The organism is Chromobacterium sp. HL1 (assembly GCF_057418835.1).
The window spans coordinates 4,559,784-4,577,801 of record NZ_CP162399.1 but is presented as its reverse complement, the minus strand read 5'-3'; the positions used below and the strand labels follow the sequence as shown (position 1 = coordinate 4,577,801).

Here is an 18,018-nt window from a genome sequence, read left to right as displayed (position 1 = left end):
CCGCACCATGCCGTTTTCGCGCATCCCCCCGCTGACCTTAGCCGCTTTCTTCGCCCTGTACGTGATCTGGGGCTCCACCTATATGGGCATACGCATAGGCATCGAGTCCTGGCCGCCGATGATGATGGCCGGCCTGCGCTTTTCCCTGGCCGGCTGGCTGATGCTGGCCTATCTATGCTTGCGCAAATACCCGATGCCGAACGCGCGGGAGCTGGGCGGCGCCGCCTTGCTCGGCGTGCTGATGCCGGCGGTGGGCAACGGCTTGGTCACGGTGGCGGAGAAAGACGTGTCCTCAGGCGTGGCCGCCTTGGTGATCGCCACCGTGCCGCTGTTCACCCTGTTGTTCGCGCGCATGTTCGGCCAAAAGGCGCGCAAGGTGGAATGGGCCGGCATCGGTCTGGGCGTTTGCGGCATGGTGCTGTTGAATATGGGGGCCAATCTGAAGGCCAGCCCCAGCGGCGCCGCGCTGCTGCTGCTGGCCTCCGCCGGTTGGGCGCTGGGCTCGGCCTGGAGCCGCCATCTGGCTCAGCCCAAGGGACCGATGGGCAGCGCCTGGATGATGATTTTCGGCGGCGCAGCCTTGTTGCTGGCCAGCCAGGCTTATGGCGAGAAGCTGCAGGCGATGCCGACGCTGTCAAGCTGGCTGGCCTTGTTTTACCTGGCGGTGTTCGGCTCCATCATCGCTTACAGCGCCTATCTGCACTTGCTGAAGACGGTGTCTCCGGCCGCCGCCACCAGCTACGCCTACGTCAACCCGGTGATCGCGGTTTTGCTGGGCGTGGTCTTCCTCGGCGAGCATATCGGCCTGCACGAGATGCTGGCGATGAGCGTGATCGTGGCGGCGGTGGTCTTGATCAGCTGGCGGCGTTAGCCCGTCAGCAGCGACATGCGCCGTAGCAGGCGCCGGCCTTGGCGCTGGTGTTGAATCACCGCGCCGATGTGGGCGGTCAATAGCAGAGCCAGCAGCACATTGCTGGCGAAGTGCAGCCTGGCCAGCGCGCGCGTGGCCGCGCCGGCTTCCAGGCTGGGCGGCAGCGTGATCAGGCCGAACACGTCGACCGGCCGCTCCATCATCAGCCAGCCGCTGGCCAGCGATAGACAGCTCAGCAGATAGAGCAGCGCGTGGGCGCGGCGCGCCAGCCGGTGCTTGGCGGGCGGAACGCCGGCCGGCGGCGGCATGCGGAAGCTGGCGCGGTAGACGACGCGCAGCAGGAAGACCGGCATCAACAAGGTGGTCAGCGCAACGTTGAACGGCGGAATCGCCGCGGCGACGGCGGGCGGCAGCGCGCCGGAGGCGAGCGCGAAGCCGCTGATCATCGCCCACAGGATCACGACTGCGCAAATCCAGTGCAGCCAGGCGGCGATGGGCGGATAGGTCTGGGTTGAAGTTTCCATCGGAATCGGCTTTCTTGCGAATCCCGGCAGGCGACGCGCGGCCGCCGTCCTGCCTGCGTCGCGGGCATGGCGCGGTGGCCATCCAAGGAATGGGCCTGCGGCAGGAGGAGTGTGGGAGAGACCGGCCTTCCGGGACGGGGAAGGCCGGCGAGTCAGCGCGTCAGGCGTTCAGCCCGCGCGCTGACAAGGGGACGGTCAGGCCGGAGCCCACAAGGCGGGTTGGGTGGACGGAGTCCAGCCTGCGCCGGCCCAGGCGGTGTGCGGCTGCAGGCAGCGGTACTTCTTGCCCTGATAGCTGACGATCTGGCCGGCGGTGTAGGACAGGCCTTCCTTCCAGGTGTCGCCCACCGGCGGCGGGTTGATGCCGCCGTCGCCCTTTTTCAGGTCGATCTGATAGGTGTAGCCCTTGTAGCTGTCGTTCAGGTACACGCGGTTGGCGGTGGCGCTGCGTTCCGGGGTGATGCTCACCGTGCGTTGCTTCTGATTCATCACGCCGATGCGGATCGCTTTGGAGGTCGCGTTCACTTTCACGCCCAGCTCGTACGGCCAGTTCGCCATCTGGCCGCTGACGGCGTCCAGCTTGACCGGGATGGTTTCGGCGTCGCGGCCGCTGGCGTCGAACACGCGCAGGGTGGCGGTGCTGTTGTTCGGCAGGTTTTCATAAGCGGTCACCTTGCCGATTTCCTTCCACGGATTGGTTACCGGCGGCGGTTCCGGCGGATTGGTGCCGTCGCCGAATACCACGTCGGAGCACGAGTAGAACGCTTCCTCGCTGTCCGCGCGCTTCCAGACGTTGAAGATGATGTGCGGGCCGCTCTTGCCGGCCGGCAGCTTGGCCACCATGTGGTAGCGCTTGTTGGCGTCCAGCGGCGGGTTGCCGGTCACGGTGTGGAAGGGCTGCGGATCCAGGTCGGACCACTTCAGCGGCTTGGTCTGATCCCAGCCGTTCTTGGTGACGTAGAACTTGAAGTATTTGGTCGAGTGCGGCGCGGTGGCGTGGTAGACGAACTCGTAGTTGCCGTTGGCGTCCGGCACCAGCTTGGTTTTCGGCCAGTCGGTGCGTCCCAGATTGAAGCCCTTGAACTTGTCCTGGCCGCCGGCGCAGAGCTTGCCGTCCGGCACCACCGCCGCGTGGTTGTCGCCCTGCGGGTTCTGGTTGATGCCGTTCCAGTCGTACATGGCCTGGGTGCCGCCCACGCGGCGGGCTTCCTGGCACGCGGCGGATTTCGGCGATTCCGCGCCCTCTTTGAAGCAGTTGTAGGTGCGGTTGATCGGCACTTCCATGGTGCCGTGGGCCCAGAGCGGCGCGCTGAGGCAGGCCAGGGCGAGGGCGGCGGGAAGGCGCAGTTGTGGTTTCATTCTGACTCCTTTGAGCTACGAGTGGTATGCAAGCGCCCAGCAGTTTGCCGAGCAGTCCAATCATCATATGAATGCCATATGATTTAAAATGAGACGACTATTTTTAATGTAAGTTTGGCGAAAGGTACTATTGCCACACTTACTGTGTGGTCTTGTATCTGCTTGATTCTTGCAAAAAACGCTCATTACCTGACCTGTCCCGCAGGTCAATACGCATTACTCCCGCAATTTCCCCTGCCAAATCATCTGTTTGTCGTTTTGCTGCCATGCAGCAAGCGGACAATGATGTGCGCAAATAAAATGGTATTGACGTGGTATTAATGTGGTATTAACGTTCGCGGTAAGCCAGAAGGCCGGAATCGACTCGCGTCAGCGTGGAAGATGCCAGCCGGGGAGCCAGGTTATACACTGGGGTTTTCAGACCACTTGCAGACAACCATGGAAAATCGCTGGCTTGCATTGAAACCGGATGAAACCCTGACCACGCCGCTGTATCTGCAGTTGTCGCGGAAATTGGCCGACGCCATCAACGCCGGCTGGTGGCAGGCGGATGAGGCGCTGCCGTCGGAGCGCACGTTTTCCGAAGAACTGGGCATTTCGCGCGTGACGGCGCGCAAGGCGATGGATGTGCTGCTGGAGCAGGGCTTGATTCGCCGGCGCCAGGGCTCGGGCACCTTCATCACGCCGAGGCTGGAGCAGCCCTTGTCGCGGCTGACCGGCTTTACCGAACAATTGCGCCAGCGCGGCTTCGTGCCGTCGTCGGTGTGGCTGGAGCGCGGCGTGTTCGCGCCCAGCAATGAAGAAGTGATCAAGCTGGGGCTGTCGCCCACTTCGCAGGTGTCGCGGCTGAAGCGCCAGCGGCTGGCCGACGGAGTGGTGATGGCGATCGAGATGACGACGCTGCCGGTGGCGTATCTGCCGGAGCCGCAGCAAGTGGGCACCTCGCTGTACGCCCATCTGGACGCCAGCGGCCATTCGGTGGTGCGCGCGCTGCAGCATATCCGCGCGGTGAACGCCTCCGGCGACATCGCCACGCTGGCCGGCATCCGCCCCGGCGAAGCGATGTTGCTGATCACCCGCATCGGCTTCAACGCCGAGAACATCGCGATTGAATTGACCGATACCTATTGCCGTAACGACTACTACGATTTTGTTGCTGAACTGAGACGATGACCCAAAACCGAGTGCTGCAAGGACGCATCCTGACCGAGGCCGGCTGGATGGACGGCGAATTGAAACTGGCTGCCGACGGCCGCATCGAGGCCATAGACGCGCGCTTGGCCTCCGGCCGAACGGTGGAGCGTTATTTGCTGCCGGGCTTCATCGACCTGCACGTCCACGGCGGCGGCGGCGTCGACATCATGGAGGGTGGCCGCGCCGCCGAGAGCGTGGCCAGGCTGCACGCCCGCTTCGGCACCACATCCTTGCTGGCCACCACCATGACCGCGCCGCCGATCGACATCGAGCAGGTGTTGCGCGCGCTCGGTTCCTCCTGTCGCGAACGCCAGCCCGGCGGCGCCCGCATCCTGGGCGTGCATCTGGAAGGCCCCTACATCAATCCCGGCAAGCTGGGCGCCCAGCCCGACGACGCCTGCCGCGCGGTGATGGAGCAGGTGGACTGGTACCGCTCGCTGGCGCCGGTGTCGCTGATCACGCTGGCGCCGGAAATCGCCGGTCATATGGACATCATCCGCCAGTTGGCGGAGCAGGGCGTCAAGGTGCAGCTGGGCCACACCCTGGGCAGTTACGAGGACGGGGTGCGGGCGCTGGAGCAAGGCGCGTCCGGCTTCACCCATCTGTTCAACGCGATGAGCGGCCTGCACCACCGCGAGCCCGGCATGGTGGGCGCGGCGCTGGCGCACGCCGAATACGCCGAATTGATTCCGGATCTGCTCCACGTCCATCCGGGCGCGATCCGGGCCGCCCTGCGCTCGATTCCGCGCCTCTACTGCGTGACCGATTCCACCGCCGCCGCCGGCATGCCGGACGGCGAATACAAGCTGGGTTCGCACTCGGTGACCAAGTGCATGGGCGGCGTGCGTCTGGCCGACGGCACCCTGGCCGGCAGCACGCTGACCATGGACCAGGCGCTGCGCAACCTGGTGTCCATCGGCCTGCCGCTGGCGGACGCCTCGCACCGGCTGTCGCTCTATCCCGCCGACTACCTTGGCCTGGCCGATCGCGGCCGGCTCGCCGTCGGCGCCTGGGCCGACATCGTGACGATGGACGCGGATTTGAATTTGCAGCAAGTCTATGTAGAGGGAGAACAGATTGGCCTCGTTGATGCTTGAAGAAGCGCTGTACGCCGCCGAGGCGGTGGCCGCGCAACACATGTACGCCGATGAAGCGCTGGCCGCGCTGGGACGCGCGCTGGCGGTGGAACGCCCCAGCCTGGCGCTGACCGTGGCCCGCGGCAGTTCCGATCACGCCGCCAACTACTTCGCCTATCTGGCGATGCAGCGGCTGGGCGTGCCGGTGGTGTCCTTGCCGATGTCGCTGGTGACCCTGCACCGCGCGCCGCTGGCGGTGAAAGGCCAGCTGGCTGTGGCCCTGTCCCAGTCCGGCCAAAGCCCAGACCTGATCGACACCATGAAGGCGCTGGGCGCCGCCGGCGCGCGCACCGCGGCGCTGGTCAACAAGCATCAATCGCCGCTGGCCGCCGCCTGCGAATGGGTGGTGCCTCTGTGCGCCGGCGACGAAAAAAGCGTGGCCGCCACCAAGAGCTACATCACCTCGCTGTCCGCGGTGGCGCGCCTGGTCGCTCACTGGCAGGCGGACGACGCGCTGCTGGCCGCGCTGGCCAATCTGCCGCAGCGCCTGACCGAAGCCACGCGCCAGGACTGGACGGCGGCGGTGGACGTCTTGCGCGACGCCGAACGCATCATGGTGGTGGGCCGCGGCCTGGGCTTCGCCGTGGCGCTGGAAGCCGCGCTCAAATTCAAGGAAACCTGCGCGATCCAGGCCGAGGCCTTCTCCGGCGCCGAGATCAAGCACGGGCCGATGGCCTTGATCGACGACGGCTATCCGCTGCTGATCTTCGCGCCGCGCGGGCCGGAGCAACAGGGCCTGATCGATCTGGCCGAGGAGATGCGCGGCCGCGGCGCCAAGGTGCTGCTGGCGGCGCCGGAAAATATCGCCAGCCGCGACCTGACCCTGGCGCTGGCCGACGACGAGGCGCTGGATCCGCTGCTGGCGATCCAGAGCTTCTACCTGATGGCGGCGCGCTTGTCCGAGGCGCGCGGCCTGAACCCGGATCTGCCGCGCCACTTGTCCAAAGTGACTTGCACGCGCTGAGTCCGGTCCTGCTTGAAACCGCGCCCCGACCGTCTGCACGAACGGGGCGCGCCGCGAACGGCGTCCAGCGGAAGCCGCGCCGGCCGCGGAGACACATCAGTCAGTAAGAATGGAGACGCCCCCCATGTCCGCTACGCTCGAACTCCTGGCCCCGTTTGACGGGCCGTCCGTGCCGCTGAGCCGCGCGCCCGATCCGGTCTTCGCCGGCTTGATGATGGGCGACGGCCTGGCGATCGAGCCGCTGTCCGGCACCCTGCTGGCGCCCTGTGACGGCGAGGTGGCGCAATTGGCGCGCACCGGCCACGCCTTGACGCTGCGAGCCGCCAACGGCGCGGAAGTGCTGATCCACATCGGCATCGACACCGTCAAGCTGGAGGGCGAGGGCTTCAAGCCGCTGGTCAAGGCCGGCGACGCGGTGCGTCAGGGCCAGCCCCTGATCGAGGTGGATCTGGACGCGGTGGCGCGGCGCGCGCCGTCGCTGCTGACCATGGTGGTGATCGCCAATGGCGAGGCTTATGCGCTGGAAAGTCGGGGCGAGGGCTGGCAGCAGGCGGGCCGCAGCGTGTTTCTGACGCTGTCCGGCGGCGCGGCGGCCGACGAGGCCCCCAGCGCCGAGGGCGCGGAAAGCCGCGGTCAGGCCACGGTGCGCCATGCCGGCGGCCTGCACGCGCGGCCGGCGGCGCTGGTGCAGAACGCGGCGCGTCAATATCGCGCCAGCGTGCGGGTGGAGTTCAAAGGCCAGGCGGCCAACGCTCGCAGCGTGGTGGCCCTGATGGGCTTGGGCGTGGCCGAGGACGACGATGTGGCGGTGCTGGCGCAGGGCGAGGACGCGGCCGCCGCGGCCGCGGCGGTGATCGCCGCGCTGCAGACCCGCACCGAATCCGGCCACGGCGGGCCCGCGCCCTTGGCGAGCGCGCCGGCGCGCTCGTTGCCGGCCGGCTGGATAGGCGGCGTGTGCGCGGCGCCGGGCCTGGCCATCGGCCAGGTGGTGCGTCTCGACGCCTTCGAGCCGCAGGTGGCGGAGTTCGCGGTCAACGCCGACAGCGAGCGCGAGCAATTGCGCCGGGCGCTGGCCGAGGTGAGCGCCGGCATCGCCGCCGCCATCGACACAGCCTTGCGCCGCGGCCAGACCTCGCAAAGCGACATCTTCGCCGCCCATCTGGCGCTGGTGGACGATCCGGAATTGCGGGACGCGGCGGAACGGGACATCGCCGCCGGCCACAGCGCCGGCCACGCCTTCCGTCAGGCGGTGCGCGCGCAATGCCGCGTGCTGTCCGGCCTGGGCAGCCCCTTGCTGGCCGAACGGGTGGCGGATCTCAAAGACATTGAACGCCAAGTGCTGAAAGCCCTGTTGGGCGACGCCCAAAGCGAGCCCGCACTGTATCCGGCCTCCATTCTGGTGGCCGAAGACCTGGCGCCTTCCGAACTGACCCGGCTGCCGCGCGAGCGGGTGGCCGGCATCCTGTCCGCCGCCGGCGGCGCCACCGGCCACGTGGCCATCCTGGCGCGCGCGTTGGGCATCCCGGCCCTGGTGGCTTGCGGGCCTCAGGTGTTGCGGCTGGACGCCGGCAGCGAAGTCTTGCTGGATGCGAGCCAAGGCGGCTGTCATCCGGCGCCGGACGCGGCCCTGCTGGCCGCCGCCCGGCAGGCGATGGCGGAGCGCGAGAGCCGCCGCGCCGATATGCGCGCGGACGCCGACGGCGCCGCGGTGACGCTGGACGGCGTGCGCGTCGAGGTGGCCGCCAATATCGCCAACGAAGAGGACGCGCGCGAAGCGGTGCGCCACGGCGCCGACAGCGTCGGCCTGCTGCGCACCGAGTTTCTGTTCATCGACCGTCAGGACGCGCCGGATCGCTACGAACAGGCCAACGCCTATCAGGCGGTGCTGGACGAATTACAGGGCCGCGTCGCCATCATCCGCACGCTGGACGTGGGCGGCGACAAGGAAGTGCCCTATCTGACCCTGCCGCCGGAGCCGAATCCGGCGCTGGGCCTGCGCGGCATCCGCACCGGCTTCGCCCATCCGGAGATGCTGGACGAGCAACTGCGCGCGCTGCTGATGCTGCGGCCCTTGTCCCTGCTGCGCATCCTGGTGCCGATGATCGCCGATGTCGGCGAACTGCGGCGCTTGCGCCAGCGCATCGACGCGCTGGCCGAGGAAGCGGGGCTGAGCGAGCGGCCGCAGCTGGGCGTGATGGTGGAAGTGCCCTCCGCCGCGCTGCTGGCCGACCAACTGGCCGCCGAGGCCGACTTCCTGTCCATCGGCACCAACGACCTGACGCAATACACGCTGGCGATGGATCGTTGCAACGCCTCGCTGGCCGCCAGCCTGGACGCGATGCACCCGGCGCTGCTGAGGCTGATCGAACGCACGGTGGCCGGCGCCAGCCAGCACGGCAAATGGGTGGGCGTATGCGGCGCCCTGGCTTCGGACCCGCTGGCCGCGCCGGTGCTGGTCGGCCTCGGCGTCGCCGAACTATCGGTCAGCCCCGGCCTGGTGCCGGAGATCAAGGCCAAGGTGAGGACGCTGGACCAGCAGGCTTGCCGCAAGCGCGCCGAGCAATTGCTGACGCTGGACTCCGCCGCCGCGGTGCGCGCGCAGGCCGCCGAATGGTGGCCGGAAGATTGAATCGGCCCGGCGCGCAGGCGCGCGCGGGGCTTTTATGAAGTGGTTTTGAGGTCATCGCATGCCGCGGGGACACGCGGCAGCGAGCGGTACAGACACACAAGAAGGTAGCAGCCTGGAGCGCCATGCCCCCATCGGCGTCCATACACTGGGAGACGAGACGTGAGTACCTCTGACAATAAATTCGCTGGCATTCAGCAGCTGGGCCGCGCCCTGATGCTGCCGATCGCCGTTCTGCCCGTGGCGGGCTTGCTGCTGCGCCTGGGCCAGCCGGACCTGCTCAACATCAAGATGATGGCCCAGGCCGGCGACGCCATCTTCGGCAACCTGGCCCTGATCTTCGCCATCGGCGTGGCGGTGGGCTTTGCCAAGGACAACAACGGCACCTCCGGCCTGGCCGGCGCCATCGGCTATCTGGTGATCACCGCGGTGCTCAAGGTGATAGACGAGAAAATCAATATGGGGGTGCTGTCCGGCATCCTGTCCGGCCTGGTGGCCGGGGCGCTGTACAACCGCTACAAGGACATCAAGCTGCCCAGCTACCTGGCCTTCTTCGGCGGCAAGCGCTTCGTGCCCATCGTCACCGGCTTCTCCATGCTCTTGTTGGGCGCGGTGCTGGGCTATGTCTGGATGCCGGTGCAGACCGGCATCGACAGCGTCGGCCGCTGGTTGATCGGCGCCGGCGAGATCGGTGTCTTCGCCTACGGTGTGCTCAACCGCGTGCTCATCGTCACCGGCCTGCACCACATCCTCAACACCATTGTCTGGTTCCAGGTGGGCGATTTCGCCTCCGCCGCCGGCAAGGTGGTGCACGGCGACCTGACCCGCTTCTTCGCCGGCGACAAGACGGCCGGCATGTTCATGTCCGGCTTCTTCCCGGTGATGATGTTCGGCCTGCCGGCCGCCTGCCTGGCGATGTACCGCACCGCCAAGCCTGAGAACAAGCAAGCCGTCGGCGGCCTGCTGTTCTCGATGGCGCTGACCGCGATGCTGACCGGCGTCACCGAACCGGTGGAGTTCGCCTTCATGTTCCTGGCTCCGGCGCTGTACGCCATCCACGCGGTGCTGACCGGCCTGGCCATGGCCTTGATGCACGCGCTCAACATCAAGTTGGGCTTCGGCTTCTCCGCCGGCCTGTTCGACTACTTGCTGAACTTCGGCCTGTCCACCAAGCCGCTGTTGCTGATCCCGGTGGGCATCGGCTACTTCGCGCTCTACTACGTGCTGTTCGTGTTCTTCATCAAGAAATTCGACCTGAAAACCCCGGGCCGCGAAGACGCGATGGTGGCCGTGGCGGCGGTGGCCGCCGGCAGCGACCGCGCGCGCGCCTTCATCGCCGCGCTGGGCGGCGCCGCCAACCTGAAGTCCGTGGACGCCTGCACCACCCGTCTGCGTCTGCAAGTGGCCAGCAACGACAAGGTGAGCGAAGCCGCGCTCAAGGCGCTGGGTTCGCGCGGCCTGATCAAGCCGGCCGCGGGCAGCGTGCAAGTGGTGCTGGGACCGGAGGCGGACCTGATCGCCGACGAAATCCGCGTCGCGCTGGGCAACCCGGACGCCGAGGCGGCCGTCCAAGCGGGCGCGGCCGCGCCGGCGCAGGCCCTGGGCGAGGTGGTCGGCATAGACCGCGAACGCTGGCTGGCGGCGCTGGGCGGCGCGGCCAATGTGCTCAAGGTGGAAGCCGTGGCCGGCAGCCGGCTGCGGGTGGAAGTGGCCAACGCGGAGCTGGTGGACCAGGCCGCCCTGCAACAACTGGGGGCCAGCGGCGTCACCGCCTTCTCCGGCACGCTATTGCATATAGTATTGAATAGCGACGCGGGCGATTACGCCGCCGCATTGCAAGGCTGAGCGTCGCTTCCATGCGCCGCGCGTCGCGGGGCCTCGGACAGGCCTTGAGAACCGGGCGTCGCCCGGCGGAATTTGACGCACGGCAAGCTTGGGCGCAATTTCCGCACTGCCGATGTTGGTAATTCGCCCACTACTTATGTAGCGAGTTGATTACAAGCGGAATCAGGCGGACAGTGGTGGCGCAGGGCACGGGAAGATGACCTTGCGCCATTTCAACTTGGAGGATGCATCATGACGTTGCGAGTTGCTATCAATGGTTACGGCCGCATCGGCCGCATGATTGTGCGTGCATGGCAAGAGCGCTATGCCGATCAGGACATCGAGATTGTCGCCATCAACGATCTGGCCTCGCCGGAGCTGCATGAACACCTGACCCGTTACGACAGCGTGCACGGTCCGTTCGCCGCTTCCGTGGCGCTGGACGGCGATCACCTGGTGGTCAACGGCAAGAAGATCAAACTGCTGGCCATCCGCAACCCGGCCGAGCTGCCGTGGAAAGAATTGAACGTGGACGTGGTGATGGAATGCACCGGCTTGTTCACCACCCGCGAAAAAGCCGGCGCGCATCTGCAGGCCGGCGCCAAGAAAGTGCTGATCTCCGCTCCGGGCGGCGAAGGCGTGGACGCCACCGTGGTTTACGGCGTCAACCACCAGCAGCTGAGCAGCGCGATGACCATCGTCTCCAACGCCTCCTGCACCACCAACTGTCTGGCCCCCATGGTGCAGCCGCTGATCGACACCATCGGCATCGAGCGCGGCCTGATGACCACGGTGCACGCTTACACCAACGACCAAGTGCTGCTGGACACCGATCACAAAGACCTGCGCCGCGCCCGTTCCGCCGCCGTGTCCATGATCCCGACCAAGACCGGCGCCGCCGCCGCGGTGGGCCTGGTGCTGCCGCAATTGAAGGGCAAGCTGGACGGCTTCGCCGTGCGCGTGCCGGTGAGCAATGTCTCGCTGGTGGACCTGACCTTCACCGCCGGCCGCGATACCAGCAAGGAAGAAGTGAACCAGCTGATCAGCGACGCCGCCAAAGGCCCGCTCAAGGGCGTGCTGGGCGTCAACACCTTGCCGCTGGTGTCCTGCGACTTCCTGCACAACCCGGCGTCCAGCACCTTCGACGCCACGCTGACCCGCGTCATCGGCGGCCGCGAAGTCAAAGTGCTGGCCTGGTACGACAATGAATGGGGCTTCTCCAACCGCATGATCGATACCGCGGTGGCCTGGCAGGCCGCCAAGTAAGCGCCCAGCGGGGTTCCGGCTCAAGAAACGGACAGGCTTGCCTGTCCGTTTTTCATGGCGCGGCGCCAGGAGCGGGCGCTTGGGACGGCGCCGGTTTATTCATCCTGCTGCAGATCCGGCAGCCGCGGCGGCACCGGCACCTCGATCACGATCGAGGTCTTGGTGTCGCCAAACTGCATCAGCCGCGCGATCAAGGCCTGCAGCGTGGGCATATTGTCCACCACCACTTTCATCATCAGTCCGCTGGTGCCGGTCACCGACATGCATTCGATGATCTCCGGCATGGTGCGGATTTCCTCTATCACCGCGAAGTACTCCAGATGCTTGACCGTCAGCTCTATCATGCAGCAGATGGGCATGCCCACCTTGTTGGGATCGATGGTGGCGCGGTAGCCGGTGATCACGCCTCCGCGCTCCAATTTGCTCACCCGGTCCGCCACCGCCGGCGGCGACAGATTCACCCGCCGGGCCAGTTCCGCGAAGCTGATTCGGGCGTTTTCGTGCAGTGCGGCGATGATTTTTCTATCAAATTTATCCATTCTTCGATTATAAGGAAATATGACGAAACAAACTTATAAAAAAAGGCGTAATGGCTGAAAATCCAATCAACCATCTGATCAAAACGCCTGTTTGCTACGTAAAATGCTGGCCGTATCAGGGTTGGCCGCACTGTCCCGCGGCCCGCCTGTCCAGATCCGTTGCGGATGAGAATTGTCCCAAAACGCTCTCATTTGAAACTGTCCTGGTGATCTCTTTGTCCCTGGTCTCTAGTCAGATCAAATCTGTATTGACGACGACCATTCCGGGCCTGTTCACAGCAACAGGCCCGTTTTTTTTGGCTTGCTGAGGCGTCTACGGCTGGCGCGTTAAAATAATCTGCGCCAAAGTGGGAAAGTTTGACGAAATGTCATATTTTTGTAATCACCCGTTTTTATCCTTGCCACACACTCAAACGGGAATGGATCAACCATGCCAGCCAATATCTTGCTTGTTGAAGACGAACCGGCAATCCAGGAGCTGATTGCCTTCAACCTGGCGCAGGCCGGCCACCATGTGCTGCGGGCCAGCACCGCCGAAGCGGCGCTGACGCTGGTGCGCAACGCGCTGCCTGACCTGGTGCTGCTGGACTGGATGCTGCCGGGCGCCAGCGGCGTGGACATCGCCAAGCGCCTGCGCGCCGACGAGCGCACCCGCCACGTGCCCATCATCATGCTGACCGCGCGCTCGGACGAGCAGGACAAGATCACCGGCCTGGAAACCGGCGCCGACGACTACATCACCAAGCCCTTCTCGCCGCGCGAGCTGCTGGCGCGCATCAAGGCGGTGTTGCGCCGCCGCGCGCCGCAGATGACCGACGACGCGGTGGATGTGCAAGGCCTGCGGCTGGACCCGGTCACCCACCGCGTCACCGGCAACGGCGGCGTCATCGATCTGGGCCCCACCGAATTCCGCCTGCTGCACTTCTTCATGACCCACCCCGAGCGCGTGCATTCGCGCTCCCAACTGCTGGACCAGGTGTGGGGCGACCATGTGTTCGTGGAAGAGCGCACCGTGGACGTGCATATCCGCCGGCTGCGCAGCGCGCTGGAGGGCACCGGGCACGACACGCTGATCCAGACCGTGCGCGGCACCGGTTATCGCTTTTCCACCCAGCAGTGAGGCCTGATGCCTGAATTTCTGAAACGCACGCTGGCCTCGCTGCTGGCGACCGCCGTCATCGGCCTCGGCTTCTGGCTGGGCTCGTCGGCGGAAGACGGACTGATCGCGGTGGCCATCTGCCTGGGCGGCTGGCTGGCCTTCAATCTCTACCATGTGGCGCTGCTGCTGCGTTGGCTGCAACGGCCGACTCCGGAGCGGGTGCCTGACGGCTTCGGTGTCTGGCACACCATCTTCATGACGCTGTACCGCACCACCCGCACCCAGAGCCAGAGCCAGAAAAAGCTCACCCACGCGCTGGAGCGCTTCATCAATGCCGGGGAGGCGATGCCGGACGGGGTGGTGGTGCTGGACGAGCACGACCGCATCGAATGGATCAACCCGATGGCGGTGGAGCATCTGGGTCTGGACCGCAAACGCGATGTCGGCAACCAGATCCTCAACCTGATCCGCCAACCGGCCTTTCACGCCTATATGAACGAGGCGCGCTTCAGCCAGCCGCTGGTGCTCAACTTCGTGCAGCCGCGCGAACTGGTGATCTCCTTGCAGATGGTGCCCTTCGACTCCACCCGCAAGCTGCTGCTGACCCGCGACATCACCCAGTTGGAGAGGGTGCAGACCGTGCACAAGGATTTCGTCGCCAACGTCTCGCACGAGCTGCGCACGCCGCTGACCGTGGTGGGCGGCTTTCTGGAGACGCTGGGAGACATGCCGCAGGTGGACGACGCCACCTTCCGCCAGTTTCTGCCGATGATGATGGAGCAGTCGCGGCGCATGCAAAGCCTGGTCGAGGACTTGCTGACCCTGTCCAAGCTGGAGAACAGCCCCAAGGCGACGGTGTCGGAGCGGGTGGACATGCAGGACATGCTGGACACGCTGATGGTGGAGGCCGAGGGCCTGTCCCACGGCCGCCATCAGGTCAAGCTGGACCGGCACAGCGACGCCTGGCTGTGGGGCAGCCAGCAGGAGCTGCACTCGGCCTTCGGCAACCTGGTGTCCAACGCGGTGCGCTACACGCCGGAGGGCGGCTGCATCACGCTGAGCTGGAAGGAGGAGGGCGAGCAGCTGCGCTTCTCCGTCAGCGACACCGGCATCGGCATCCCGCGCGAGCATATCCCGCGCCTGACCGAGCGTTTCTACCGGGTGGACCGCGGCCGTTCGCGCGGCAGCGGCGGCACCGGCTTGGGCCTCGCCATCGTTAAGCATGTGCTGGCGCGCCACCATGCGCGGCTGGAGATCAGAAGCGAGCCGGACAAGGGCAGCGTGTTTTCCGCGGTGTTCCCGCGCGACCGCCGCAGCGGCTCGCAAGCGGCCTGAGCGCCGCGCCGCGGGGCCGCATGCGGCGTATTCTTGCAAGCTTGGGTCGGCGCTCTTGGCGCGCCGCTCCAAGCGGGTTAGGATGTCCGTTTTAGCCCGCCGATTTTAGAACCTGTTCAAAGTCTGCTGCGCTTCGGCGATACGGCGTTAGAAACCCGCTTCGAAATGCTCATGTACCGTATGTGCATTCCGCTTCCTCGGCTGTTTTCGTCTTGTCTCGCCCTTGTGCGCGAGACTCTGAACAGGCTCTATGGCGCGGCCACCACCGGCCGGCTCGGCGACGCCGGGTCCGCCCTGACTTTATTCTGGATCGTTCCACCATGAATCGACTGCAATCCATCCGCCCCTTCGGCCAGCGCATCTGGCTGGACAATCTGTCCCGCGAACTGATCGCCTCCGGCGAACTGGCTCGCCTGCTGGCCGACGACGGCATTGCCGGCGTGACCTCCAATCCGGCGATCTTCTACAAGGCGATCAGCGGCGACGCCAGCTACCAGGCCGACCTGGCCCGCCTGAAAGCGGACGCCGGCCTGTCGGCCGAGGCGCGTTACGAAGCGCTGGTGGTGCCGGACATCCAGGCCGCCTGCGATCTGCTGCGCGGCCAGTACGACGCCAGCCAGGGCAACGACGGCTATGTCAGCCTGGAAGTGTCGCCGGAGCTGTCCAACGACGAGGCCGGCACCTTGGCCGCGGCGCGCCGCCTGTGGGCGGAAATCGCCCGCCCCAACGCCATGATCAAGATTCCGGCCACCGCCGCCGGCATCCGCGCGTTTCAGGCGCTGACGCGCGAAGGCGTCAACGTCAACATCACCCTGCTGTTCTCGCTGCCGCAAGTGGAAGCGGTGTGGGACGCCTACATCGCCGGCCTGTCCGCCCGTCGCGCCGACGGCGAGGATGTGTCCGGGATCAAGGCGGTGGCCAGCTTCTTCCTGTCCCGCGTCGACAGCCTGCTGGATCCGCAAGTGGGCGCAGCCCATCAGGGCAAGGTGGCCATCGCGCTGTCCAAGGCCGCTTACGCCCGCTACCGCGAACGTTTCCACGGCGCCGAGTTCGCCGCGCTGAAAGCCGCCGGCGCGCGTCCGCAATATCTGCTGTGGGCGTCGACCGGCACCAAGAACGCCGCTTACTCCGATGTGCTCTACGTGGAAAGCCTGATCGGCGACGAAACCGTCAACACCGTGCCGGACGGCACGCTGGCGGCCTTCCGCGATCACGGCCAGGCCGCGTTGACGCTGCCGGAAGGCATGGACGACGCGCAAACCCTGTTGCACGCGGTGGGGGCGTCCGGCGTGGATCTGGCCGCCGCCGGCGAGAAGCTGCAGCAGGACGGCTTGAAGCTGTTCGAAGACGCGTTCGAGCAGCTGCTGAAGCTGACCGCCTGAGAACGTCAACAGGCGCTGAGCGTGGCAAGATAAAAAGGCTGACCGTCGCGGTCAGCCTTTTTTGCGCGTGCGGCCTGGAGCGGCCGTCGTTCAGGCGGCCTGCTGCGTCCGGCGCGCCGCCATGCGCTGCCCGGCGGCGCTCATTTCCTCGGCGCTGATGGCGGAGGCGGCGGTGGGGAACAGCCAGCTTTCCTCGGCTGCGGCGTGTTCGCGGTACTGGCGGGCGAACTCCTCCAACTCGTTGCGGCTGATGCGGTGGATCTTGCCGTCGCGCAGCGCCAGCAGATCGTCGCGGATCGCGTTCCAGCAGGAATGCAGATAGCCGTGTTCGGCGCTCAGTTGCTCCAGCCGGGAGGCGGCGGTGGGCACCCGCGCCAGAATCAGCGGGAACAGCTCGTCCTCCTCGTCGCTGTGATGGGCGGGGCCGGCCAGATCGAAGTAGCGGACCACGCCGTCTATCGTATTGCGGGCGGCCTCGTTGACGCCGTGTTGCTCGATGTAGGCGGGCAGTTGATCCAATTGCTCGCAGAAGCGGCGAATCTTGTCGTGACAAGCTTGCAGCATTTCCAGCGGCTGTTCGAAGCTGGGCGCGGCGGCGTTGCTCAGAGAGTCCAGCGTCAGCATGGGCGTTCTCCTGTGATGGGTGACGGCCTGCATTCTGCGGCATGGAACGGGCCGCGGCCATGATTCGGCTCAAGCAAGGCGAGCCTTCCGCCGGGCGGGAGCGGTAGAATGCAGGATGAAGGCTTGTCCGCCCCGGTTGTTCTTGATACCGCGTAGGGCCTCAGAAAACAAGTGCGATATTGGACTGTTCCAGTTACCGGATTGTTGCATCGGTTACGCGCGCAGGGAGAGTGAATGCAAGCCCCGTTTGAAGTGAAAAGCCTGGATTTGAGGGACGCCGCGCTGGCCGCGCGCGCCTTGGATCTGCAATTGGCCGCCCACCGCCTGGAGGCGGAGTGGCTGTCCTATCCGCACCTGCCTTTACTGTGGGCCGATCTGGCCGCGGCGCGGGCCTGCGCCGACGCGGTCTGGGGCGCGTTCGAGGGCGAGAGCCTGCGCGGCCTGCTGGTGGCCTCGCGCCGCGAGGACGGCGGTCTGCATATCGAAAGAGTGGTGGTGGATCCGCAACAGCTGCGCGCCGGCTGGGGCTATCGCCTGCTGAACCGGGCACTGGTGGGCGAGAGCGAGGTCAGCGTGGACACCGCCGAGGTCAATATCGCCGCGTTGTCCTTGTACCGCAAGGCCGGTTTCGTCGCCGAGCAGCGCTGGTCCACGCCGGACGGCTTGATGTTGTGGCGTTTGAATTATCAGCCGCCCCCGCCGCCTGCTTTGCAATTATTGGAAGACGGCTGGCTGGACGGCGCGCGCCGGCTGCCCTCGCCCAATCACGATGAACGCGGCGAGGGCATGGCGCCGGAACTGCTGGTGATCCACAACATCAGCCTGCCGCCGTATCGCTACGGCGGCTTGGGCGTGGAACAGCTGTTCCAGAACCGGCTGAATCCTGACGAGCATCCGTTCTACGCCGAAATCCAGCATCTGCGGGTGTCGTCCCATTTCTTCATTCGTCGCTCCGGCGAGCTGCAGCAGTTCGTGCCGGTGACGCGGCGCGCCTGGCATGCCGGCGTGTCCAGCTGGCGGGGGCGTGAGCGCTGCAACGATTTTTCCATCGGCGTGGAGTTGGAAGGCTGCGATTTCGAGCCGTTCAGCGAGGCGCAATACCGGACGCTGCAAGCGCTGGCGCGGGCATTGCGGAGCAAGCTGCCGCTTGGCGCCATTATCGGCCACGAGCACATCGCGCCGGGGCGCAAGACCGATCCCGGCCCGTTCTTCGATTGGGCGCGGGCGGAGGCGGACAGCGGCCTGCAACGCTAGAGTCAGGCGCGAAAAAGCCGG

At 66.2% G+C, this 18,018-nt stretch carries 15 protein-coding genes and 1 pseudogene; 12 read left to right on the top strand and 4 right to left on the bottom strand.

The features are described 5' to 3' along the window. Positions 1-7 precede the first annotated feature (7 nt). On the top strand, positions 8-871 hold the full coding sequence (gene yedA / locus AB1Z25_RS20905; RefSeq protein ID WP_227105589.1) for a drug/metabolite exporter YedA: 864 nt from the start codon (positions 8-10) through the stop codon (positions 869-871). On the opposite strand, the gene AB1Z25_RS20900 is transcribed toward yedA, so the two are convergent. Both AB1Z25_RS20900 and AB1Z25_RS20895 read right to left on the bottom strand, forming a co-directional pair. Then, a complete protein-coding gene (locus AB1Z25_RS20900; protein WP_235085850.1) occupies positions 868-1,395 on the bottom strand; it encodes a cytochrome b in 528 nt (175 codons plus the stop codon). The two genes, yedA and AB1Z25_RS20900, sit on opposite strands and share 4 nt — an antisense overlap. Positions 1,396-1,590: 195 nt before the next feature. Next, positions 1,591-2,754, bottom strand: a complete 1,164-nt coding sequence (locus tag AB1Z25_RS20895) for a lytic polysaccharide monooxygenase (protein WP_486636081.1) — start codon at positions 2,752-2,754, stop codon at positions 1,591-1,593. 438 nt (positions 2,755-3,192) lie between these two features. Here AB1Z25_RS20895 and AB1Z25_RS20890 point away from each other — a divergent pair, with 438 nt between their 5' ends. The 6 genes from AB1Z25_RS20890 to gap all read left to right on the top strand — a co-directional run bounded on the left by AB1Z25_RS20890 (position 3,193) and on the right by gap (position 11,764). After that, positions 3,193-3,927: a GntR family transcriptional regulator gene (locus tag AB1Z25_RS20890; RefSeq protein ID WP_019101073.1), complete on the top strand. Its 735-nt coding sequence runs from the start codon at positions 3,193-3,195 to the stop codon at positions 3,925-3,927. After that, on the top strand, positions 3,924-5,045 hold the full coding sequence (nagA, locus tag AB1Z25_RS20885) for an N-acetylglucosamine-6-phosphate deacetylase (RefSeq protein WP_486636080.1): 1,122 nt from the start codon (positions 3,924-3,926) through the stop codon (positions 5,043-5,045). The genes AB1Z25_RS20890 and nagA overlap by 4 nt, the downstream gene beginning before the upstream one ends. After that, complete coding sequence (locus AB1Z25_RS20880) at positions 5,026-6,048, top strand: SIS domain-containing protein (RefSeq protein ID WP_235085859.1); 1,023 nt, start codon at positions 5,026-5,028, stop codon at positions 6,046-6,048. The genes nagA and AB1Z25_RS20880 overlap by 20 nt, the downstream gene beginning before the upstream one ends. 124 nt (positions 6,049-6,172) lie before the next feature. Beyond that, positions 6,173-8,677, top strand: a complete 2,505-nt coding sequence (gene ptsP / locus AB1Z25_RS20875) for a phosphoenolpyruvate--protein phosphotransferase (RefSeq protein WP_486636079.1) — start codon at positions 6,173-6,175, stop codon at positions 8,675-8,677. A gap of 159 nt (positions 8,678-8,836) precedes the next feature. Then, positions 8,837-10,519 (top strand): N-acetylglucosamine-specific PTS transporter subunit IIBC, encoded by a 1,683-nt coding sequence (gene nagE / locus AB1Z25_RS20870; RefSeq protein WP_227105579.1) that lies wholly within the window; start codon positions 8,837-8,839, stop codon positions 10,517-10,519. A 231-nt stretch (positions 10,520-10,750) separates the two neighbouring features. Further along, positions 10,751-11,764: a type I glyceraldehyde-3-phosphate dehydrogenase gene (gene gap / locus AB1Z25_RS20865; protein WP_107801015.1), complete on the top strand. Its 1,014-nt coding sequence runs from the start codon at positions 10,751-10,753 to the stop codon at positions 11,762-11,764. Positions 11,765-11,859: 95 nt separating this feature from the next. Here gap and AB1Z25_RS20860 read toward each other — a convergent pair whose 3' ends face one another. Continuing rightward, positions 11,860-12,303: an Lrp/AsnC family transcriptional regulator gene (locus tag AB1Z25_RS20860; protein ID WP_019100282.1), complete on the bottom strand. Its 444-nt coding sequence runs from the start codon at positions 12,301-12,303 to the stop codon at positions 11,860-11,862. Between the two features lie 430 nt (positions 12,304-12,733). Between AB1Z25_RS20860 and phoB the strand changes: the two genes are divergently transcribed. The 3 genes from phoB to tal all read left to right on the top strand — a co-directional run bounded on the left by phoB (position 12,734) and on the right by tal (position 16,119). Then, positions 12,734-13,423, top strand: coding sequence for a phosphate regulon transcriptional regulator PhoB (phoB, locus tag AB1Z25_RS20855; protein ID WP_048412957.1), 690 nt, complete (start codon positions 12,734-12,736; stop codon positions 13,421-13,423). Positions 13,424-13,429: 6 nt separating this feature from the next. Beyond that, complete coding sequence (gene phoR, locus AB1Z25_RS20850; protein WP_107801014.1) at positions 13,430-14,737, top strand: phosphate regulon sensor histidine kinase PhoR; 1,308 nt, start codon at positions 13,430-13,432, stop codon at positions 14,735-14,737. Positions 14,738-15,057: 320 nt separating this feature from the next. Next, positions 15,058-16,119 (top strand): transaldolase, encoded by a 1,062-nt coding sequence (gene tal / locus AB1Z25_RS20845; RefSeq protein WP_486636078.1) that lies wholly within the window; start codon positions 15,058-15,060, stop codon positions 16,117-16,119. A 90-nt stretch (positions 16,120-16,209) separates the two neighbouring features. On the opposite strand, the gene AB1Z25_RS20840 is transcribed toward tal, so the two are convergent. Then, positions 16,210-16,743, bottom strand: a complete 534-nt coding sequence (locus AB1Z25_RS20840) for a hemerythrin domain-containing protein (RefSeq protein WP_107801012.1) — start codon at positions 16,741-16,743, stop codon at positions 16,210-16,212. A 234-nt stretch (positions 16,744-16,977) separates the two neighbouring features. Between AB1Z25_RS20840 and AB1Z25_RS20835 the strand changes: the two are divergent. Next, positions 16,978-17,361, top strand: a pseudogene (locus AB1Z25_RS20835) (GNAT family N-acetyltransferase); the annotation flags it as partial. A 48-nt stretch (positions 17,362-17,409) separates the two neighbouring features. After that, positions 17,410-17,997 carry a 1,6-anhydro-N-acetylmuramyl-L-alanine amidase AmpD gene (ampD, locus tag AB1Z25_RS20830; protein ID WP_486637355.1) on the top strand — a complete coding sequence of 196 codons (588 nt, stop codon included), beginning with the start codon at positions 17,410-17,412 and terminating at the stop codon, positions 17,995-17,997. Positions 17,998-18,018: the final 21 nt, after the last annotated feature.